Here is a 22,714-nt window from a genome sequence, read left to right as displayed (position 1 = left end):
TACTCATCGCTGTAGTATTAATTAGAAAGGATGAAAAAAATGAGTCTTCTAAATTCTCTGGCTGCCCAAAATGCTTATGTCAGCAGACTCAAGTGGGACATTAACTTTGGGGAAAGTACAGAATTGAACGTAGGCGCGACTGTAATAAACTTTTACCAAACATTTATTATGTTTGACATATCCCACCTGCCGTTAGAAACTAAGATCACCCAAGCTTTGATGAATCTTTACCTGTTAAACGCTTCTCAGCTATCGGTCAGCAAGGTGATTGGCGCCTACCCGGTGCTGCAGCCCTGGCTGGAAAATGAAATTACCTATGGCAACCAGCCCTTGTATGAAGATAATCCGGTTGCCGAAGCTGTCGTTACAAACCAGGCGGGGACCTTTATCAGTTGGGATATTACAGCTCTGGTCAAAGACTGGCATAGCGGAGCACTTGCCAATTACGGTCTGGCGCTGGTTTCAACTGATCCTCCCGTAGTTTTTGCCAGCAGCGAAAATATAAGTACTTCCCTACGGATCCAGCCGTTGCTGACGGTTGAATTCCAGCCTGCGACGTATTCTTTTGTGAGCGATGCCGAAAGAAATCTTGCCACAACAGACGAGATACAGTTTTCCGCTCTTTATAATACATCCGGCCTAAACATGGTCAGTTTCTTTGTAAGTAATAACGGAGCAAACGATGTAACTGTTGAATTGAAAGTCAGCCCGGACGGCAGCGTCTTCCTGGTAGATTCTTTAAAGAATATTGCGCCCGGTCAAAGCGCCGTTCTTGTGCCGCAGGTTTTTACAGAGTTTGCCAGAGTGGATTATAAATCAACAAATTTAGGCCAGCCTTCGATTATTGACATCTGGTTCCAGGGCCAGGGCAGCTAAATTTCCTAATTACTCAACCCAGGGCGCCAACCCCGGCCTGGGATCCAGAATGGATAAGTACTGTTCCATGACGCCGTACTTCCCATAAGGATCCAGCTTTTTATAGCGGCAGTACTTAGCCAGGCGATCCTCCGGCTTCATCCAGCCCAAGTGTTTGACCCGCAGTTGGCTTGAGTCCCCTCCAAGCCCGGTAATATTCACAGGAAAACGCCCGCAGTGCTGGGGGGTCTCTTTCCACTGGTAATTAAATCCGGGTGTGAATCTCACCATAAACGGGCGGTAAAAGTTATGGGAATTCCAATACTGATCCGACCTGTATAAATTTTCATCCCACATGTCGTACAACCGGAAGGAGTAATGGTATATCCCCGGCTTTGCGGCCAGCGACCGTATGGCCGCGGGCGCGCTGTCCTCAAAAATTTCATCCGCGTCTAAAATCAAGATCCAGTCCGGTTTTGTCCCAACTGTTATTTCCCAAAGCTGCTTCCGTAAAACAATTTCATTCTCAAAACCTGGTTTCTTATTTGAGACCAGGGTCAATGGGACTCCTTTCAGAACCTTTTTGCACACTTCCACAGTGCTGTCCTCGCTGGCGTCGTCCAGGATGACAGCGTTGTCAACATACCGGGAGGCGTTTTCAAGAACTCTTTCCAGGTACCTGCCAGCCTCATTCCTGACCAGCATAGCCAGTGTAATCTTCGGCGCTCTTTCTTTTTTCCGGCGCTGCCCCGGAGCCGAAGCCGCGCCGCGTTTCTTTTGAGTACTCCCGCCGTCGCTTTTAAAGATTTTCTCTTTATATTCTTGAAGAGCCTTGAGGTCGGATTCCCGGTAAATGTGAAAGGGGGAGTAATGAGTGTCCGCATAGAGTTCCAACCCCAACGCAGCGGCCCGAATGCAAAAGTGCCGGTCCTCGCCGCTAAAGCCCAGGTTGTATATTTCCTTAAAACACAACCCTGCGGACAGCGCCTTCCGGCTGATTAGGGTACATGCTCCCAGTCCCCCAACCTTGTAGGTTCCCGGATTGGAGAGCAGCTTTAAGAATTCGGCGATCCTTTTATTCAGTTCCTCCTCGCTTAATACCTCCCCCCTGCGGGTATGATACAGCTGGTAGCTGTCAGAAACCCACACCTGCGGCAAAGGCGCCAGGTACGGTTCCCATTTGGTCCAAAAAACCTCCGCTACTATATCCTTTCCCAGGGAGACAAGGTGGCTGAGTGTTTTGGGATGCAGAAAAAGGTCTGAATCCACCAAAAAAAGATAATCATAATCCCCTTCCAGCGCCATCCTGATGAACTTGTCCTTATAACCCGCTACCTTCCAGATCAAATTCTCCTGCCAGTGATGGGTAGTTTCATCGCAAAGATAGTTATCCGCAGTTACCCCCGGGATAATCCGGACGTTTTTCATCTTCTTAGAAAAGGCGCCGAGCAGGTTATGCCGGTTATTGTCGTCAATAAAAGCGAAATCCAACTCCAGTCCAGAGGTATCCAGCAACTGCAGCGACTCCAAAAATTCCCTTAAAACAGCTTCTTTTTGCCGGACGGGGCTTGCTGTCAGGACGCGCAGCTTCACCGGCAGGTTCTTTTTCTTTCTCAACTTGCGCGGGCCGAATCCATGAAGTAACCCGGCGTCTGACGCTTGAGAAGACTTGTTTAAATCTTTCATGGCTTCAAGATGTTTCCCCCGGCTGAGATATCCCAGACCCCTGAGCAAAATCAGATCACGGTGCTCCGGAAACATCTGCAGTGATTTGGTTGTAAAATCAATTAATCTTTCCATGCTGCCGGTCTTTAATAAGCCCAAAGCGAGATTAAGGAGTACGTCCTCAAAATAACCCTCTGTTCCCTGCAGAAGGACAAGAGCTTTTTCCAGGCAATCAAGGCCCCCGGTAAAATCTCCCCGCTGGTAGTGTTCCACTGCCAGGCAATACAGCAGGAACGGGTCGGCGGGGTTGCTCTCCAGTTCCCTGTTGATAATTGATGTGTTCCGGTAAAATTTATTCTTTTTTATAACCTGAGCTTTTAAATAGCCATAATGATTGATCACCAGCGGCGCAGCCGCCAGCCCCTTTCCGCCGTTGGCGCTTAAAATGGAAGGCGCCACCTGTTCATGGATGGCTCCGGCAAACTTGTAAGCCGGCTTGTTCCTGAACAGCCTGACCACCTGGTCCGTTGCTGTCTCCCAGCCTGTGCCCAGGAAACTCTCCACGCGCAGGAAGTATCCCTCGACATCGGCGGCCTGAAGCAGGCGGTAAAATTCCCCGGCGCTTACAGGCTTTAGAATTTCATCAGCGTCAAGAACCAGGATCCAGCCGGAAGAAGCCTGTTCCAGGGCAAAATTCCTGGCCCGGGCAAAATCGCCGGTCCAACCAAAACTGTATACTTGCGCACCCGCCTCTACCGCCAGCTTTGCCGTTTTATCCAGGGAACCCGTGTCTACTACAACTATTTCGTCAACCAGATGCTTGACGCTGTTAATACAGGATTGGACGAACTCCTCTTCGTCTTTCGCGATCAGGCACAGGCTGACAGTTTCCTTATTCATGACCTGCCGCCCCCAAGTCCGAACTTGTAATTAACAAAGTCACGCCAGGCGCAGGTTTTGTCCCGGTAATATTCATATAATGTCAGCCAGCCTTTGTGTGAAAAATTTTTAGTAATCGATTCCAGCTCCTCGATCAGCCCGATTGAATCAAAGCCGGCCGAAACCCGGCCGTCCGGCAGGCAGCGGCCGCACTCTTCAAGGATTTCCCGGACCGCGCCCAACATGTCGTCTTCTCCTATTCTAGCAGGACAATTATCTAGTATCCCCTTCTTTTGCATTTGCCGGGTTAAGCCCAGCAGGATTCTGGCCTCACGCCTCGCCAGGCGGTTTTTCCACAGGGCAAGGGCCTTACTTTTGCTCTCAGAGTAGCGCTCCTGCAGCAGCAGGGCGATCGCCTGGTAAATTTGCGACCTGACGAAAAACTCGCTTTCCGCTGATATTTGTTTTAAGAATTCTATCCCCTGGCCCGGATTTCCCGAAAAAATACTGTACTTTCCCAGGTAAAACCGGAATTTCTCGTCCTTGTTCCGATCCGTACCGTTTTCCTCCAGGCAAAGGCGGGCCAGATCCGGATACCCCGATTTAAAGAACAACCCGGCGGCGGTAAAAGCAATCTCTATATTGTTTAAGCAACCTTTTTCTTTAAAATATTCAAGCGCCCTTAAGGGACCGGATTTAGCCAGGATAATCAGAAAGAGGTTGTAAACAGGGTAAATATATTTTGGGTTTGCGGTTAGGGTCTGCAGGTAATAGCCGCAGGCCGCATCAGTCTGGCCGATCATTTCATGACAGTAACCCAGGTGGTAGAAGGCCAAAAAACTTTCCGACCCGTTCTGGTGGCTGTAAAGGGGGGGCGGTGTGCCGCATTTGACTGCCTGGCTGAGCCATTTTATGGCCAGCTGATATTCCTGCTTTTCTTCGAACAGAATTCCGCCCAGGTAATAAATATCGGTATATTCAGGATATTTCAAGTCTGCTTCTAGGCAGAGACAAATAGCTTCATCCAACCTGCCTAAAGCATTCAGGCAGATGATCAAGTAGCGTAAAGCAGGACCGCGAAAGAGAAGGTTTTCGTCCGTAAGGTTCCGGTAAGCCTGCTGCAGGAACTGCAGCGCACGCTCCGGCTTGCCCAGCATCAGCCACTCTACGCCGAGGTAGTATTGAAGAAAGCGATTCCGGGGATCGGCGGAAGATGCTTTAATCAAAAGAGACAGGTTGCGTCCTCTTTTACGGTTGCGGTTTCCTGCCGGCAGCTTCCTGTGATTGATAACCGGCCCCTCAGCTATTTCGACCACACCGTTCTCCGGGACCGCGACCTGCTCGTGAATTATGCCTTTAAACCTGTAACGCCCATTGTTTTTAAAGAGGCGGAGCACAAAAAAACGGTTGTATTCACCTGTAACGCCGTCAATAGGGTTGTTTATGGGCAAAAGATAAGCCTCCGGGCATAAATCCCGGGCAGCCAGGCATTTTAAATCACCGCTGCCGGGGACCAATTCCTCGTCGGCGTCAAGGTAAAATATCCAGTCACCACTCGCCTTTTCAACAGCAAAGTTGCGGGCGGCGCTGAAGTCCTCCCGCCAGAAAAAGCTGTAGACTTTATCGGTATACTTACGGGCTATTTCCATGGCGCCGTCCGTGGAGCCCGTATCCACGATGACAATCTCGTCCACTTGTCCCCTGACACTGATAAGGCAGTTCTCCAAATTTCCCGCTTCGTTTTTTACGATCATCGCCAGGGTTATGGTTTCATTCATCAATCTGCCGGCGCCTCCCCGGATAGCTTCTTAAAAATATCGGCGCCGGGGTATTTGGCCATAGCTTCCTGCAAGATTCTTTTACGGGAGCTTTCATATAGATTCAGCAGCCTGATATAATACTGCGGCACGTCCGGGTCCAGTTCCAGCGCACGGCGATAATACTGTTCGGCCTCAATGTTTTTCCCGGCCTCCTGACAGATCTCCGCAAGGAGGAAATGCGGCTCCGCGTTCTGGTTCCCGGAGATATGCTCCCTTAAAAGCGCCTCCGCCATTTCCTTATAACCGAAGTCATAAAGGCGCCGGGCGATTGCCAAACTGTACTCTGCCAGGTTTTCTGCGCTAATCTCGGACAGAAGCTGTTCAACCTTATTAATCTCTTCCATATCGAGCAGTCTGGTTATTACGTCCAGCAAGAGGGACATCCCATCCTGTCCCAGGGTAACTGCACAATGTTTTTTCTGTTTGCCGGGGATGGCTAAAAAAAGACTCAGTACCTTTTCTGTATCCGCGACCAGGCCTAGAGCCTGCAGTTCTGCAAAAAGAGAGCGCACTTTCTTCTTTTTGTCCTGCAGCCAGAAACATAATAATTCATTTATCTTTGCCAGTGGATAAAGGTGGCTCTCCCGGCTAAACTTATTAATGGTTCTTAACGCTTCCAGGCGCCTTCGTTCCTGGATTAGGCAGATGGCTTTACATAATTGTATTTCAGGGGAAGAAGCGCCGTTTGCCGCGGCGCTTTCAAAATATTCCAGGGCCAGTTGATAAGCCCCGTGCCGGAAGTATATTCCCCCCATGATTTGATTAGCCTCAGGTGTGCAGAATTCAAATACTTTTTCCAGACTTTCTTTCGTGTATTCAGGATTTTCACGGGGTTTAAGTATTTTTACCATACTTTCCAGGGCGGGAGTAAAATTCGGGTTGTCCCGCAGACTTGAAATATAGTTCTTTAGCGCATCCTCGTAGTCTAAAAAAGTTTCCGCGATTTGACCCAGGTGGTAATATGACCTGAATCCTCTCACGCCGCCAAAGGAAGCGTAAAGGGAAGGCTGCGCCGGCATTGAAACGGCGTTTTGGAAAAATTCACGGGCTTTATTATACTGTTTCAATTCCAGAAACAGCAGCCCGGCGTAATAATACAGATCCGCATAATCGGGGAAAAACCGAAGGCCGAGCAGGGCGGTGTCGAGCGCTTTTTCCGGCTGTTTGGCTGATTGGCAGGACATGACGATATAACGGAACAGCTTGGGCAAATATATTGTGTTTGGATCGATGCCGTTTGCGGCCTGGATCAGTTCTACGGCCGCTTCCTCGTATTTTTCGGCGCGGAAAAGCTCTACTCCGTAATGATACCTTAGCAGCCGGTTTTCAGGATCTTGCAGCAGTTCTTTTTGAATAATATTAATGTTCCTGTTCTTCTTATCTTTTTCTCCGATCTGCTTGTCTAAATAACCGTAATGGATTATTTCAATTTCCTCAGCTATCCGGTAGGACGCCTGATTATTTTTTTCCAGGATTACACCGGCAATCTGCTCGTGAATCGCCCCGCGGAACCTGTAATCCCGCCTGTTTCGAAAGAGGCGAAAAACCAGGTCCGGACAGCTTTCGCTCCACCCGTCGTTGCCAAGGTAATTGATTATTTTGACAAAATAACCTTCCACAGCGTTGTCGTCAATAACTCTCCTCAGCGCTTCTCTGCTGCTTTGCGTTAATTCCTCATCCGCATCCAGAAATAGGACCCAGTTTCCGGTAGCCAAATCAAGGGAAGCGTTGCGGGCGTCGCTGAAGTTTTCGTTCCAGAGAAACGATTGGACCAGCGCGCCGTATTCAGCAGCTATCTGACCGGTATTGTCAGTGGAACCCGTATCGATAACAATTATTTCGTCGACAGCGCCGGCTGCGCTGTCAAGGCACCTTTTAATGTTCTGCGCCTCATTCTTGACAATCATACACAAGCTGACTCTTGAATCCATTAGTTTACCAGATACCTCTTGGAATTATTTTTTTACAATATATGCCGACAAAAACGAACATTCCACATGAAGCAAAATATTATATATTATTGGAGATCTAATTAATGGCATATTAACAAGTATTATGGAGGTTGATTTTAGTTGCCAAACTATAAAGTATTTCAAGACACCCCTGACCAGTTGAGAACAAAAGTCTTCGGCGGAAATGACGTAGCTTTTAACACCGACTCGACAGGCAACCTGGGCATAACTTCGACTGGATTGGCTATCACGCCGCCAACCAACGGTTTAAGCATTACCAGTACCGGCCTGGCTATCACGCCGCCCAGCGGCGGTCTTTCCATCACTCCGCCAACCGACGGCCTGAGCATTACCAGCACCGGCCTGGCTATCACGCCGCCGGTAAACGGCCTGTTGATTACAACTTCGGGTCTGATTACTACCTTAGGTACCACCGATGTGTCGGAAGTCAGGGCTAACATAACCAATACCGCAGGCAGTCCGGATACGACATTTAACGTGCTGGGATTAAGCAGTTATACTTTCGGGGTAGTAAATAACTCACTGGCGCCGGACGCGCAGGCTCTGGTCAAACTCCAAATCAGCCCGGACGCCACAAACTGGCTGGACGAGGACGGACCGGTGACCATTAACCAAAACTCTTTGACTACTCTGGTAGCATCCGTATTCTTAAAATATGCCAGGGTTTATTACAGCGCCGTCAACGCCGCCAGCGCCGTAACTCTGAACATATTCTTCCAGGGCCAGCTCTAAAATAATGTGAAGACCAGGAGGTCTTCACATTATTTCATGAGTTAAATATTTTTTAGTTCATAAGTGGGTATCACTTGGTACCCACTTAAATGATCTCTTATGAAATTAACATTGTCAAATTCAGCGGGGTGTATGGCCTCCACGCCAACCTATCCTTAAAATCAACTTGTATTAGGAAGGCCAACTGCCTACGCGCTCATGTTCACCTCTTTTACTTGTACGAACTCGTTCACTCTCGGACTCGGTCAAAACTCGGCGTTTACACGTCTCAAACACTTCCTCGCTTGTCATCGGGTTCACTTGTTCTTTGAATTAAAGCTCAATATCGTACTTAAGGCATTAGCCTCGCTTTATTAATAAATTTTTCATGATGAATTTTCATCCTTTAAGCTGGCGCCCCGTCCTACTAATTAATCAACCAACTCCGAAAGCAAATTATCCATCTGCTTTTTGGTCAGGTAAGGGCCTTTAGAATACGATGTTGGAGTAGGACGCTTAAGTGCTCTGGCTATAATTATTTCTGCTTCATTTTTAGAGATAATGTCATTCGGCCTGAAAGTATTATCCGTGTATCCGGAGATGATGCCCATTTTTAGCAACGGGTAGATGTATCTTACATTGGAGGAATCCTTATTAATGTCTGTGAAGGTAACGGGACCGTACTCTTCCAAACCAATTTTTTTGCTGAGAATTGCCAGAAATTCTATCCTGGTTATAGGCAGATCGTCATACTGGCTGGACGTTGGCACTGACTCAGCAACTGTCTTGTTATTTTTACACTCGTCGATCGAAATATGCCAGCGGGTAAACACAGCCATAATGCAGATCACGACAACGAGTATTATGATTAATAAAAATTCCAATGTTTTCATCTTTAAAGCCCCCACTTATGCACTTTTCCCTTTTAAAATTATTCATTTTACTGAACAATATAACTACCCTTTTTTGAAAAAATCTTCCTTAGGGGGGTCAACTACTAAACGTGCTTAGGTTCAAAATCACAGTTAAGGCATCGGCCTTCCTTTGTTGATAAATTTTCATCATTTTATCTGGCGTTGCTTTAGCGGCATGGATATCTATCTGAAAACTGTTCCAACCTAAACCGGAACCAATATTAAAATTCCATATATCGGTATTTTAAAAAAATATAAAATATTTATAATTGCCTATTGACACAAATAAAAATATAAAGTATTATGATTATACCCTCAGAAAGGGATCACTCGAGTAAGAGGGGTACCCCTGAAAAACCGGCGGGCTAAGCCGGGGCTGTTAAGAACCTGTTGGTAATAAAAGCTTTTACTTGGGGAAGTCGAGTAGTAATCTACCGGTAAACTGAAATTCGGAGGTAAATTGGGAAACCAGGAACCAGCCTAAAAGTAAGCAGATGTCCCTTGGAAGTAGAAGTTTCAAATAAACAGGTATTAAAAGCCACGGTGAAAGACTTGTAATAGGTGAAGGAGATAGCTTAACAAAGTTATTTTTCGGCAGTTGTTACATGAAGTAGCCGGTTAATCTGAAAAGCAGTCTGCCAAGACTGGCGGATCAGAAGGGGTAAATAAAAAAAGGAGGACGTGCTGAGTTGCACTACGCTCCTGGAAAAGGGTAGGCGCCAATCCGTTAAGGATACCGGACCTGCCCTTTTTCGTTATTAGATACGCTGAAAAACACTTCAGCCCTGCTAACAAAGCAGGGCTGAAGTGTTTTTCAAATCAGGCAATTTTGTCACAAACAAAGGCTCAAAATCACACTTAAGGCATTGAATTTGTTGATTAATTTTGGCGCCGCTCTCGCAGCATGGATGTCTAGCCTTAAACTTCCTATAATCCTCTTTTCATACCCGGTTTCAACTCGCGTATTTCTTTTTAATACTTCAGGACGGTGTTAATACCGGTAAGAAGTATTCGCTGTTTTCGACCATTCCTCAATGCTTGTTTTCCAAATATGTTTACATTCTTTCAATGCAAAATTAATCTTGCTTTAACAAATTGCAGCATTGAATTAACAATTTAAAGGTACAATCTATCTGATACATCAACTGGCAGGAGGGGGGGGAGTTGAAGTAGTTCGGAGGGTCGTATTATAGAGATTTTTACAGATTAAATGTACATCGAAAGGAAATGGAGGGTAATTAATGAAAAAACGCTTACTGGTTGTTTCTTTAGTTACAGTTCTGACATTGTTATGCGTTCAACTTGCCTTTGCTGCGGGAACTATTTCCGTGCAGGTAAACGGTAAGGTATTATCTATGGATTCGGAACCATTTGTTAAACAGGGTAAGGTTCTTGTACCTATGAGGGCAATTTTCGAAACCCTCGGTGCTTCCGTTAAATGGGATGATAAGGCGCAAAAAGTAACCGCCAAGAAAGGCAGCACAGAAATAGTTTTATGGATGGGCAAGAAAGAAGCAAAGGTGGGCAGTAAGACTGTAAATCTGGATGTACCTGCTGCAGTAAGCAACGGGCGTACTGTTGTCCCTTTAAGATTCGTAGCCGAGTCTCTTGGCGCTAAAGTTGACTGGGTAAGCAGCAAGAACCTGGTTGTTGTCACCACCGGCGGGGGCGGCGCCGCTGCCGCAGAGCTCAGTGGTTCTTTAAAAATGAGCGGTTCGACATCTGTGCAGCCTCTGGCCGAAGAACTGACGCAGGCTTTCATGAAAGAAAATCCCAAAGTGCAAATTACAGTGACCGGCGGTGGTTCCGGTGTAGGTATTAAAGATGCGGCGGACGGCAAGGTAAATATAGGCAACGTTTCGCGTGATCTGAAAGATAGCGATCCCAAGGGCCTTGTAACTACGACCATTGCCAAGGACGCCATTGTAATCGTTGTCAACTCGAAAAATCCGGCTGACAAGCTGACCACAGATCAGGTCAAAAAAATTTATACGGGAGCAATTACCAACTGGAAAGATATCGGCGGTAAAAATGCTCCGATTATAGTTAATTCCCGGACTGCCCCTTCCGGCACTTTTGATTTCTTCAAAGAAAAGTTTTTAGGTGAAGACAATGTTATCGCTACTGCCAAACAGCACGCATCAAACGGTTTGGTCCGCCAGGCTGTGGCCGGAAACGAAAACGCCATCGGATTCATCTCCATGGGCTTTTTAGATTCGAGCGTCAAGGCGCCAACTTTGGACGGTGTTAAACCTACCCTGGAAAATGCCAAGAACGGCACATACAAGGTAATCCGCCCCTTCGTTATGGTGACAAAAGGCGCTCCGACAGGACTGGCCAAGTCTTTCCTTGATTTTGTTTTATCTTCAGAGGGACAGAGTATTGTTAAAAAAGAATATATTTCCATTCAATAGAATATCTGTTTCTTTAGCGGATCCCGCCTGTTTTCAAAAGTCAGGCGGGATATTTTTCAAAGAGGAGGAAGGAGGATGAGAAAATGGAACTGGAAAATGTTTCCGTGATAATTCCGGAAAAGGCGCCTTCTGCAACAGGCTTCTTTACTAGACCAAGGAAGCCGTTTAAAGAGAGAATTATCGAAAGAATACTTTTACTGCTGACTGTTCTTAGCAGCATTCTCATATTCTTTGTCATGTTTTTCGTGATCAGCAAAGCTATTCCCGTATTGAAGGCCAGCGGCTTTAGTTTTGTTTTTTCCGGGGGTTGGGATGAAAATTTCTTAAATGCGTGGCAGACCAGCGGTGAACAATCCGCGTGGAGATTCGGAGCTTTGCCTCTAATTGCGGGAACGGTTTTAACCACTTCCGGGGCTTTGGCTTTTTGTCTGACGTTTGGCCTGGGTTGTGCAATTTTCCTTGCAGAAATGTGTCCGGCCTGGCTGAAAAAGCCATTAGAATCTACAGTCAGGCTGTTAGCTGCCATTCCTTCCGTAATTTACGGTTTGATCGGTTTAATGATCGTAGTGCCTTTTTTATCCAAACACCTGATCAGCAATGAACTTTCCTTGAAAATGATCAAAATTTGCGCCCTGGATGGAACAAGCCTTTTGGCTGGAATAATTGTGCTCAGTATGATGATCGGACCAATTTTTATCGCCATGGCCAGCGACGCGATTAAATCTGCGCCGAAAAAATATAAGGAAGCTTCCCTGGCGTTAGGATTATCCCACTGGCGAACAATAGTGAAAATAATACTTCCGGCGGCTCGTAACGGTATTGTTGCCGGCGCCATACTGGCCGCAGGCAGAGCCATTGGTGAAGCGATTGCTCTTTCTATGGTCACCGGCAGCGTGGCCAACCTGCCTAATCCGTCCCACGGGCTGGTTTTCTTTCTGGAGCCTGTCCGTACACTGGCTTCTACTATTGTAGACAACGCTGAAGGTATGAGTGTCGCATCCTGCGAATCAGCCCTGTTTGCCTGCGGTTCTTTCCTTCTTCTGTCATGTGTGCTGTTGAGTTCTTTTTCCAGAATCTTTTCAGGAAAGCTGCGGCCGGGGGGTGTTTCGGATAAGTAAAGGAGAAAATGCGGCAGGCCATGCAGCCTGCTGGTTATCCGGTTTGCTTACCTTATTTCTTTTGTTGTTTATAGTAATATTTCTTGTTCTAAAAGGAATTCATGTTATAAGCTGGGATTTCATAACGACTAATCCCAAACCGAGTTTGGACCAGAATCTCACCGGAGGAATTTTTACTCCCATTATAGGCACCTTTTTACTGGTCGCCCTGGGAACCTTGTTTGCCCTGCCGTGGGCCTTGGCTACGGCGATTTATCTGGCTGAATACTCTGGAGGAAATTTATGGGTAGGACCTATTCGGACGGGTATAGATATTTTATCAGGGGTACCGACTATTGTTTTCGCTATTTTCGGCCTGGCCATTTTCACTAATCCGCATCTTTCATTATTCAGCACGATGGTTGAAGGTGTCGCAAACGCCAAGGCTTTTGGCCGCAGCTTTATGGTCAGCTCCATAACTATGGCGATGATGGTGCTGCCTTTTATTATCAAATCTATTGAAGAGGCTATCACGGCCGTACCTTCCGCTTATCGGGAGGCCGCTTACGGGATGGGAATCAGCAAATGGAGAACGATAAGAAAAATAGTTTTGCCGTCTGCCACATCTGGAATAATCACCGGCGTTGTTTTAGGCATAGGCAGAATTGCCGGAGATACGGCAATTGTGTGGCTCTGCCTCGGTGGAAGCATGACTTTAACAGGTACCCAGCCCTGGTGGCAACCGCAGAACTGGCTAGCCACACTGCAAAATACGGGCAGTACGCTGACTACTTATATTTTTTATTCCTCACCCGCCGGTGAAGGAAACTCACCGGATAAGGCCTTTGGCGCAGGTTTGATTTTGATCGTAATTATATTTGCCTTGAATTCTCTGGTTGACTATTGGGGCCGGTACAGAACCTTAAGGGAGGAATAAAGAGGCAATGGAAAATAACGGATGTAAAATAAAGGTTAAAAACCTGTCGGTCTGGTACAAATCATTTCAAGCTTTAAGAGAAGTTAATATGGAGATTTACCCGCAATCAATTACAGGATTGATTGGACCTTCGGGATGCGGCAAGAGCACGTTTTTGAGATGCATGAACAGGCTGAATGACCTGGTCGCTTCCTTCAGACTGGAAGGAAATATAGATATAGACGATTACAATATATACAAGCCGGAAACTGATGTGGTCATGATCCGCCGCAAAGTCGGCATGGTTTTTCAGCAGCCAAATCCTTTTCCCATGTCTATCTTCGACAATGTCGCCTTCGGGGTGCGTGAACATAACCCTAAAATTAAAAAAAGAGAACTGGAAGATATAGTGATAGACAGTTTAAAACGGGCTAATCTCTGGGATGAGGTAAAAGACAAGCTGAATGTGTCCGGTTTGAGTCTCTCCGGCGGGCAGCAGCAACGTTTATGCATCGCCAGGGTGCTGGCCGTCTCTCCGGAAATAATTTTGCTTGACGAACCCTGCAGCGCTCTTGATCCGGTTTCCACGGCAAAGATTGAAGAACTTCTTTTTCAGTTGAAGAATTCATATACGGTACTGGTTGTCACCCACAACCTCGGACAAGCGAGAAGAATTTCCGATTACCTTGGTTTTTTTCTTAACGGAAACCTGGTTGAATACGGAAAAGCCGCTGATCTGGTTGTTAAACCCAGTGAAAAGTCAACTGAAGATTACCTTGCAGGTAATTTTGGCTAGAAGCCCAACAACCCCCCCCCTTACTAGAGGATGGGCAATAAAAAGGCGCCTCCCATCCTCTAGGCAACCTTTTATACAAGATAAGGAAACTCAATACAGGGAAACGGTTCTTGAAGGGTTGCTTAAAGATTCAAACCGGTTAACAAGACAAGCTCCAACAACTAGGTGCGCAACAGATGTTGTTACCATCCGGAAAAATATTTTTTGTTGTTTCCTTATATATATTTAACTTTATTCAGTTAAATGTTTCATTATAGAATTACTTTACTGGGAGAGTGTTAATATGCGTATATTGGTGTTAAACGGCAGCGCACGCAAAAATGGAACAGTTGCCAATCTTCTTAAAGAAATTGCAAACGGTGCGTCTAATAAGTATGAGGTTGAATGGATTGATGTACACGAACTTAAAATCAGGCCATGTACCGCATGCATGAAGTGTCGAACAGACCGGGAATGCATCTTGCCGCAAGACGACGGTCACGTAACAGGACGTAAAATAAGGGATGCTGATGGTCTTATTGTGGGCACTCCAACTCACTGGGGAAATATGAGTGCGCAACTTAAGCTTTTATTTGACAGGAACGTGCCAATTTTTATGGGAGAAAAGCCTAATGGAATGCCCTTCCAACGCCAAAAGGGAAAGCCAGCGGTTATAGTAACTGCCTGTACCACGCCATGGCCGTTCAACTTTATCGCAGGCCAAAGTAGAGGGGCAATTAGAGCAGTTAATGAAGTATTGCATTATGGGGGATATAAACTATTGTGTAAGATTGTTAAATCTGGTACTAAGGTAAAGCCAGATATCTCCAAGAATTTATTAAGGAAGGCCAATATTCTTGGGAGCAAATTCTAATCTTTTAAGCTTTTTAAAAGAAGGGATTCCCGCTTTTAAATACAAGAATCCCTTCTTTTATGTATTTCGGTAACCATTAAAGCGACATTGAAAAAGTACCATACTTTTTGTGCAGGATTTTTAGATTAAAGTTTGCTCAGCATCCTGGCAACCAATGAAGCCGCCTCAGCACGAGTGGCGTTGTCATTGGGGGCAAAAACATTGCCCGGTTTTCCTGTGGCGATGCCCTGTTCCACAGCAATGGCGATGTCGTTCGCAGCCCAGTCCGGAATCTCAGCAGCATCGCTGAAGCTCAGTGTTCCTGACTTCGCTGCGCCGTCCCCCTGGCCAAGGGCGCGCACGATAATAATAACAATCTCCAAACGTGTAATCGGCTGGTTTGCCCGGAAGGAATTGTCTTCATAGCCGCCGACAACACCCTTATCCACCGCCCTTAAGATGTATCCCCTGGCCCAGTCCGGGATTTCCGCCGCATCAGAAAAAGCGGGATTGCCTGGTTTTTCCTCCCAGCCCAGAGCCCTGCCCAGGATTGCAACAAATTCAGCTCTGGTAATGCTGCTGTCCGGCTTAAAACTGCCGTCGGGATAACCTGTTATGATGCCTTTTTCACCAAGTTCCGTAATGACTTTGAACGCCCAGTGGGTTGAAGGCACGTCAGTATATTCTGCCTTTATGCCTGCCGACGGCGCTTCGGTTTTTTTAAGGGTGGTGAAGCTCCAGTTGGTACTCTTGTTATGATAGCCGGAGCAGCCGGATCCGCTGTTTGCCAGAACGGCTTCAGGAATGGTAACGGTGTATTTGGTATTGTACTCAAAAGCATCATGTGACAGGGTCAGCTTTGTCCCGCTTAGAACAGCTGCGACATTGCCGACCTTGTTTCCGTACTCGTCAGTGATAGTGATGCCGTTTAATGAGTTTGTGGATGCTTTGCTTACGGCAATGTCAAAGATCACACTTACTTCGGCATCCAGCGCCACATTAGAGGCTCCCGTCTGCGGAAGGTAACTGGCAGCCGCGGGTTGTTTGCAGGGGCTTGCGCTGCCGCCTCCACTGCTGCTGCCGCTTGCAACGGTAAAAGCAGCCCTGCCGGCGCTTCCGCCGCCGGCCACATCCGCGGTCCAGGTACCGGTGGGAGCGCTCGCCGGCACTGTGAATTGAAAGGTGTAGCCGCCGCCGGCGCCTGCTGTGGTCTGATCAACAAAAGTCGCACTGCCGTTTGGATCTTTAATTGTAATGCCTACCGGAACGTTGCCCTGCGGCGCTGTTCCGCTGATCGTTACGACGCCGCCCGGCTTGACACTAGCCGGAGATACGTTGACCATACCGGTGGCTTCACTCACGGAAAAGGTCTTGTTGGCTGCGCAGCCGCCGCCGGCCGCATCCAGAGTCCATAAGCCCGTGGGAGCATTTGCCGGAATTGTTAAATAAAAACCAAACGAACCATCTGTTCCGGTACTGGTTTCATCCACGTAAGAAAGTGCGCCGTTTGGATTTTTAACGGTAATAGCTATGTGTACGCCGGATACCTCTTCCCCAATATAGTTACCTTTAATTTCCAAAGCTTCTCCCGGCATTGCGCTGGGCTTAACATCAAGCTCTATACCTGGGATAATTATGGTCAGGTTGTTGTCTTCCGGCGCAGGATCAAACCAGATTGACAGTAGTGCGCCACCCAGCATTTTGACCATGCTATCCGCAGACGAAGCCATCCCCTGGATTACCGGGAGAATCTGCTGATTAACCGACTCATCTCCCTGGTAATGGGCTACCATGGCATCAGCCAGCAAGTCATTAATGGTCAGAGGGGGAACCACAACCGTATTTGCCATCTGTTCGGCCTGTTGTAAAGCTTCTTGCGGCGGAACTCCCTGTTTTATCAATATGCCTGCCAGTACTTGAGGAATCAGCCCTTGCAGACCGTTCACCAGGAATTCTTTAGCGTAATCGGGGAAGGGTTTCCCGCCAGTGTCGTAATTGATTGACTCAATGTGAGAGGTGGTTACAATCAGCTTGTTATCTGCCGTCAGTTCCACCAGACGGTAAGGACTGGGGTATGTCACCAGCGAGCCGTTTTCGATATCATAGATATACTTGTTGCCCACCTGTTTTGATACAACGTCCTGGGCATGGAAGTGACCGGTAAAGACAACATTCATCCCCGCCTGGGCAAGTTCAGAAGAAATCTGATCGGCATCATTGATCACATATTCCGGAAAGATCTGCCGCTGGACGGAGAAGTGATCGATCAGGTTGTGGTGCATCATCCCTAATACAGTCTTTCCGGCCAGTTTTGCCGCGCTGATCTGGTCCTTGATCCAGTTCAGAGTGTCTGCTGAAAAAGCGCCTTCGGTCTTACCGTATACGGCTGAATCCATCGCTATGATCCTGAGACCGTTCACAGGCTCAACCACATAACTTAACGAGTTGGGATCTTCGGCAATGGCCTCCGCGTAACCAAAAGGACTGTAAATACTTTTGAATTCCCCGGGCGACAAGTTATCCACCGGGATTGCCTGGTCGCCTACATACCTGCAAGCGCCCGGGTTATAGATATCATGGTTGCCATCAATGACATATACCTTCTTACCGCAGTCCTCCAGATCCGCGAGCAGTGCCGCGAATTTCTCGTGGCATGTCTTTTCGCCGTCCTTGGTGAGATCGCCCGGGATCAGAACCACGCCCGCATCAGTATTCTTGATCTGTTCAATCGTTTCTTTGACGATAGCGTCGCTTTCGGCCAGCATTTTCCTGTCATTGGACAGGTATTCTTCAAAAGCCGCGCCCGAAGCGCCAAGCTCGGGGTCAAAGTAATGCGGATCTGCGAAAACAGCAATTTTATTAAAATCTGGCACAGGCGACAAGGACAAATTCTCAACATTGGTAGCTTTTCCAGTCCCCGCCGGAACGCCAAAAATGGCCCCCATTAAGATGACCATGGTCATGAACAGGTACGGCAGACGGCGCCATAGCTGTTGTGTGTGTTGAGCGCATCTCATTTCCAACACCTCTTTAGATTTAATCAAAATCCGGTATCAATGGAAAACTTCTTACTCACCCCCCGTAAAAACAACAATCTTCTGTCCAGGTCCTTACTCTTTTTAGAACAGCTAAAAAGGCCAGAAATATTATGCCATATCTTCTTTAAACAATTATTAAAATTCCGTAAGCTGGAAATTAAGTTGTCGTAAAATTGCTGTTAAGACAGTATTAAGCAAAATAAAATGTGATGCAGGAAAAGGTTCTCGAAATAATATTTACCAAAAAAAGAAAATCTTTTTTAATTTTGTTATTGCAATATTTTACTTTTTTAACCAAAAATTAAAGTTTAGTTAGCATTGATTTAATAATGCTTTAAAAAATATTTTTTATAATCAATTAAACAAGTAAACAGGATATGCTTAAACGGCCTTACGACAATTGTTGCCTGGTATAAGTGTGAGGAATCTTTAAGGAAGAGGTGATTAACGCCAAAGATTTAATTCATAGCTTGCTGTACGAAAATATAATTCTCATCATTCCGATGACTCCGCGCAAGCGGCATGGATGTCTAAAAAGAATGAAAGTGGGGTGTTTAATATGTCAAGGAGAATTTTAAATTTCAGGCTTTTCGCATCTTTAATTTGTCTGGTTCTCCTTTTTTACTGCGTCTCTTTTTTTATTTCCTCCAATATCCTGGCTGCCGAGCAGAATCTCAAGCTGCAAATACTGGCCATTAATGATCTTCACGGGGCCCTGGAGTCAAGAACTTTAAACAACAAGCCTATTGGCGGCGCAGCGGTTTTAGCCGGCTATTTAGATAAGTGGGAGAATGAAGCTGCCGCGCAGGGGATTCACACCTTTCGGGTGCACGCCGGCGATGTGATTGGGGCAAGCCCTCCGATATCAGCCCTTCTGCAGGACGAACCGACCATGAACATTTTAGGCGTGGCCGGTTTTGTTTACGGATGCCCGGGCAACCATGAGTTTGATGAAGGGAGAGAGGAACTTTTGCGCTTGCAAAACGGAGGCGCTCACCCAAAAACGGAACCTTACACCGGCGTCTGGCCAGGCGCTGCGACACAATATCTTTGCGCCAACGTAGTGGATAAGCAAACTCAACAGCCTATTTTTCCCCCTTGCGCCGTCAGCGAAGTGGAAGGAGTTAAAGTAGGCTTTATTGGCGCTGACTTGGAAGAGACACCCACCATCGTCATGCCTTCCGGTGTAGCAACCCTCAGTTTTCTCGACGAAGCGCAGTCCATCAACAAATATGTGAACGAGCTCAAAGAGCAAGGTGTTGAAACTATTATTGTCCTCCTGCACCAGGGCGGCGCGGGCGACCGCCAGGGCGGGCCGATTTCGGGAGAAATAGTTGGCATAGTGAACGCTATAGACGACGAAGTGGATGTTGTTATCACCGGACACACCCACACCGGCTTCCGAGGAAACATCGGCGGCAAAATAGTCACGCAGGCATACTCCAACGGCACCGCTTTTGCTGATATTGATCTGACTGTTGACCGGACGACAAAAGACGTAGTTGAGAAAAGCGCCCAGATTGTCGATACTTACCACGACCCAGCTATCCCTGCTGATACCGCGGTGGAAGAACTGGTGAATTGTTATAAAGAACTGGCGGCTCCCATCAGCAATCAGGTAATCGGCACGGCTGCTTATGATTTGACAAAGGATCAGAATAACGCGGGAGAAAGCGCCCTGGGCAACTTGATTGCCGATGCCCAGAGATGGGAAATGGACAGCGAGCTTGCTTTCATGAATCCGGGCGGCATCAGAGCAAATCTTGAGGCGGGTGAAGTAACCTGGGGAGAACTGTACACCGTCCAACCCTTTAACAACACCCTGGTAAAAATGAATCTTACCGGGGCCCAAATCGAGACGCTGCTGGAACAGCAATGGAAAGACCAGCCCTACCCCCGAGTTTTACAGATTTCAGGTCTAAACTATACCTGGGATCCCGCCCAACCGGCCGGCGAACGGGTGGACCCCGCCAAAATCCTGGTCAATGATCAGCCCATTGAAACAGAAAAGACTTATAGCGTGACGGTAAACAGCTTCCTGGCTGACGGAGGCGATAATTTCACCGTCCTGAAAGAAGGCGCTGAACGGGAAAACGGTCCGGTAGATTTGGATGCCCTGGTCGAGTATGTCCAACAGCTGGACCAGCCCTTTGGCTCCTCTATCGAAGGAAGAATCAGTATCCCCCTGGATATATTTGTTCAGGTCACAGATTTGCACATCAGTAATTTTACCGATGCCCAAAAAACTTTTCAGGCGAAATATGATCCCCTGGCATATGCCCCGGTATTTGTTGAAGAAATGAAAGCCCTGCGACCTTCCTTTATCGTAGCCACAGGTGACCTGGTGGCAAAGGCCGAAACGAAATCTCTGGCAAAGGGCATGGAGTGGTTTGATCTCTATCTGAATAACATTGTCAATCCCGTTACCTCGGAAGGAATAACCTTTTATCAAGTACCCGGCAACCACGATGTGGGCGGAATAAAGTACTATAAAAAACCTGAGGACATTCCTGAAAATCTCAAAGAATACTATGGAGACGGGCTCTTTACTAAAAAGACAGGGTTTCCGACATTCTATTCATTTGACCAGAATGATTATCACTATATTGTTCTAGATCCCCTGGAATTGGACAGAACCGTCAATCTCCCCGAAGAGCAGTTAAACTGGTTAAAAAACGACCTTGAAGCAAATAAGGAGAAAAATATCATTTTGTTCTTCCACCAGCCTTCTTCCAACTGGGAAGACTGGGCGGAGGTAAGTGATATCCTGGACGGCTATAAAATAAAAATGATGCTTGCCGGGCACTGGCATACCGACGAAGCTGTGGATAACGGTTTTCCCGAACAGGCCACAAGTTCGTTCAGCGGCTGCTGGTGGCGGGAAACCGTGGGCAAGGACGGAACCTCCATAGGCTACCGCCTGGTTTATCCCCTGGCCGGTGAAGTACGTCATTTTTATAAGGAACTGGGAGCCAATCAGCAGATTAACATCACTTCGCCTGTGGATATTGCCATTGACGGAGATACGTCATTCAATGTGCAGGCCTATGACGCCCTGCAGCCGGTAAAAGAACTGTTCTACCGGATTGACGGATCTGCCTGGCAGCCGATGTATATGGAAAAGGTAGGAGTTTGGTACGACGGGAAAGCAGCCCTGAATATCACTCCCGATAATAATTATCATAAAATCGAAGTTGGCTATGAAGCCGCCGATGGAACAGTATTCAGCAAGGCGCAATGGTACAAGTTCGCTGATGATAAGACAGTAACCATTCAAGAGATCTATGATCATTTTGATAAATTCCATGGGCGCTATGCTACCGTCAGGGCTACGGTTACGGCTGCCTTTGTGGACGGGCAAATGCCGGTTCTGCAGGATGAAACAGCCGGTATTACCGTGTGGGCCGGTGAATGTGCGGGCAGACCCGCTTTCTACGATGGGCAGGGGCTTATCTTGAGAGGGAAGGTAGCCACCGACGGTAATGGATTGCAGCAGATGCATTTAAATGACGCGGAAAATGTCCAGATTACAGGCACGCCCTGGCTGCCGACGCCGAAAGCCCTTGAAATACAGGCCGTAGGCTCATATCTTTACCAGTTTGTCAAGGTGGAAAACGTCAAAGTGACAGAAGCGTCGGAATACGAATTTTATGTGGAAGACGGCCTGGGTCAAAAACTGCTCATTTATACCGGAGATGTCAGACCCGCTTACAACCCCCTTGACAACCTGAAAATAGGAGACATTATAAATGTTTCCGGTATAGCCTGGTCCTATTTGGGAGAGGCCGAAATCTGCCCCCGCTTTCCGGAAGACATTGTTACAGTCACTCAAGCCGGAGAGCCGGCGCAGGAAACAGCCATAATAGACTGGCTGGGGATTTACGATGACCAGCAGAAAGCGTACCAGGGGCCTTTAAAAGCAGGAAAGAGTTATTATCTGGTATGTAAACCGAAAAAGAATACCGCCGGAAGCATAAGCGCACTATCAATTCTGGAAGTTCTTAATATCGACCAACCCCAATTTTTAAACGCCGCCCGCCTGTCAGTGACGGAAAACCCGTCTGAATTCGCAGCCCTCTACCAGCCGGCGGCGAGCGGTAATTTTACATTGAAATGTTTTTTATGGAACGGCTGGAGCAACAGTGTCACCTGGAGTTCGCTGGCTGAACCGAAGGAAATTGATATCACAGTATCTCCATAGATAGAACTGTATGTATCTTAGCTGTCTCACCATTGATGACAAAAACCGCTTGCCGGATACCAAACCGGCAAGCGGTTTTTTTATTGACACTGTTTGACTAAGTACACCAAGGTCATTCAACACTATTTAATAACATTGTCAATTGTTCTTTAAATCCAATCAAAAACTTTTCTAAAGAATCTAATGTTACTACAAAATCGAAACCCCTATTGTAACCATGCGACTCTCCCTCAGTCAACTCAGCCATCATAACCCATAATTCGATATTTATTTGGTTGTCTTCATATGTTTCATAAAAGTGCAGAGAAAAGTAATTTTCTATTGGACCCCATGATAAACGCACTATTTCTTTCTTATTTGACTTCAGACTGATTGCTGACTCTATTCGTTTTATCAAGAGGTTGATATCTTCCACAGAAAATGTCGCGCCACTCTGTTTTGAGTATGAATACTCTTCACTATCTTCAATTCGAAGAATAAATTCAAAAGGAATCCAGTTTTCAAAATACGGCCTTTCTTTTTTTACATCAAATCGTTGATTTTTAATTAAATTAAGTTCTAATACGACATTTTCTTCTCTGTTAATTAGTATTGGCATGCGCT

At 46.8% G+C, this 22,714-nt stretch carries 14 protein-coding genes; 8 read left to right on the top strand and 6 right to left on the bottom strand.

The window, feature by feature from the left end:
- The first annotated feature begins 30 nt into the window (after positions 1-30).
- Positions 31-876, top strand: a complete 846-nt coding sequence (locus DEH07_07040) for a hypothetical protein (protein HBY04288.1) — start codon at positions 31-33, stop codon at positions 874-876.
- A gap of 9 nt (positions 877-885) precedes the next feature.
- On the opposite strand, the gene DEH07_07035 is transcribed toward DEH07_07040, so the two are convergent.
- The 3 genes from DEH07_07035 to DEH07_07025 are packed head-to-tail and all read right to left on the bottom strand — an operon-like array spanning position 886 to position 7,150.
- On the bottom strand, positions 886-3,420 hold the full coding sequence (locus DEH07_07035; GenBank protein ID HBY04287.1) for a glycosyl transferase: 2,535 nt from the start codon (positions 3,418-3,420) through the stop codon (positions 886-888).
- Positions 3,417-5,177, bottom strand: coding sequence for a glycosyl transferase (locus DEH07_07030; protein ID HBY04286.1), 1,761 nt, complete (start codon positions 5,175-5,177; stop codon positions 3,417-3,419). The genes DEH07_07035 and DEH07_07030 overlap by 4 nt, the downstream gene beginning before the upstream one ends.
- Positions 5,177-7,150 (bottom strand): glycosyl transferase family 2, encoded by a 1,974-nt coding sequence (locus DEH07_07025; GenBank protein ID HBY04285.1) that lies wholly within the window; start codon positions 7,148-7,150, stop codon positions 5,177-5,179. Before DEH07_07025 ends, DEH07_07030 begins: the two co-directional genes overlap by 1 nt.
- A 141-nt stretch (positions 7,151-7,291) precedes the next feature.
- On the opposite strand from DEH07_07025, the gene DEH07_07020 reads away from it, so the two are divergent.
- Complete coding sequence (locus DEH07_07020; GenBank protein HBY04284.1) at positions 7,292-7,924, top strand: hypothetical protein; 633 nt, start codon at positions 7,292-7,294, stop codon at positions 7,922-7,924.
- Positions 7,925-8,334: 410 nt separating this feature from the next.
- Here DEH07_07020 and DEH07_07015 read toward each other — a convergent pair whose 3' ends face one another.
- The gene (locus tag DEH07_07015) at positions 8,335-8,796 is read right to left on the bottom strand and encodes a hypothetical protein (protein ID HBY04283.1); all 462 of its coding nucleotides are present in this window, start codon (positions 8,794-8,796) and stop codon (positions 8,335-8,337) included.
- 1,262 nt (positions 8,797-10,058) lie between these two features.
- Between DEH07_07015 and DEH07_07010 the strand changes: the two genes are divergently transcribed.
- From DEH07_07010 to DEH07_06990, 5 genes are all read left to right on the top strand, one after another.
- The gene (locus DEH07_07010) at positions 10,059-11,231 is read left to right on the top strand and encodes a phosphate-binding protein (GenBank protein HBY04282.1); all 1,173 of its coding nucleotides are present in this window, start codon (positions 10,059-10,061) and stop codon (positions 11,229-11,231) included.
- Between the two features lie 83 nt (positions 11,232-11,314).
- The gene (pstC, locus tag DEH07_07005; GenBank protein ID HBY04281.1) at positions 11,315-12,349 is read left to right on the top strand and encodes a phosphate ABC transporter permease subunit PstC; all 1,035 of its coding nucleotides are present in this window, start codon (positions 11,315-11,317) and stop codon (positions 12,347-12,349) included.
- The gene (gene pstA, locus DEH07_07000) at positions 12,333-13,265 is read left to right on the top strand and encodes a phosphate ABC transporter permease PtsA (GenBank protein ID HBY04280.1); all 933 of its coding nucleotides are present in this window, start codon (positions 12,333-12,335) and stop codon (positions 13,263-13,265) included. Before pstC ends, pstA begins: the two co-directional genes overlap by 17 nt.
- Positions 13,266-13,272: 7 nt before the next feature.
- On the top strand, positions 13,273-14,040 hold the full coding sequence (pstB, locus tag DEH07_06995; protein ID HBY04279.1) for a phosphate ABC transporter ATP-binding protein: 768 nt from the start codon (positions 13,273-13,275) through the stop codon (positions 14,038-14,040).
- Between the two features lie 283 nt (positions 14,041-14,323).
- Positions 14,324-14,893 (top strand): iron-sulfur protein, encoded by a 570-nt coding sequence (locus DEH07_06990; GenBank protein ID HBY04278.1) that lies wholly within the window; start codon positions 14,324-14,326, stop codon positions 14,891-14,893.
- 125 nt (positions 14,894-15,018) lie between these two features.
- Here DEH07_06990 and DEH07_06985 read toward each other — a convergent pair whose 3' ends face one another.
- Complete coding sequence (locus DEH07_06985; protein HBY04277.1) at positions 15,019-17,889, bottom strand: hypothetical protein; 2,871 nt, start codon at positions 17,887-17,889, stop codon at positions 15,019-15,021.
- Positions 17,890-18,469: 580 nt separating this feature from the next.
- Here DEH07_06985 and DEH07_06980 point away from each other — a divergent pair.
- Positions 18,470-22,111: a hypothetical protein gene (locus DEH07_06980; GenBank protein HBY04276.1), complete on the top strand. Its 3,642-nt coding sequence runs from the start codon at positions 18,470-18,472 to the stop codon at positions 22,109-22,111.
- Between the two features lie 112 nt (positions 22,112-22,223).
- Here DEH07_06980 and DEH07_06975 read toward each other — a convergent pair whose 3' ends face one another.
- Positions 22,224-22,709, bottom strand: coding sequence for a hypothetical protein (locus DEH07_06975; protein ID HBY04275.1), 486 nt, complete (start codon positions 22,707-22,709; stop codon positions 22,224-22,226).
- Positions 22,710-22,714: the final 5 nt, after the last annotated feature.

This window comes from Desulfotomaculum sp., from assembly GCA_003513005.1.
GTDB lineage: Bacteria > Bacillota > Desulfotomaculia > Desulfotomaculales > Nap2-2B > 46-80.
The sequence above is the reverse complement of the archived record's forward strand: the minus strand, read 5'-3'. Positions and strand labels throughout refer to the sequence as shown.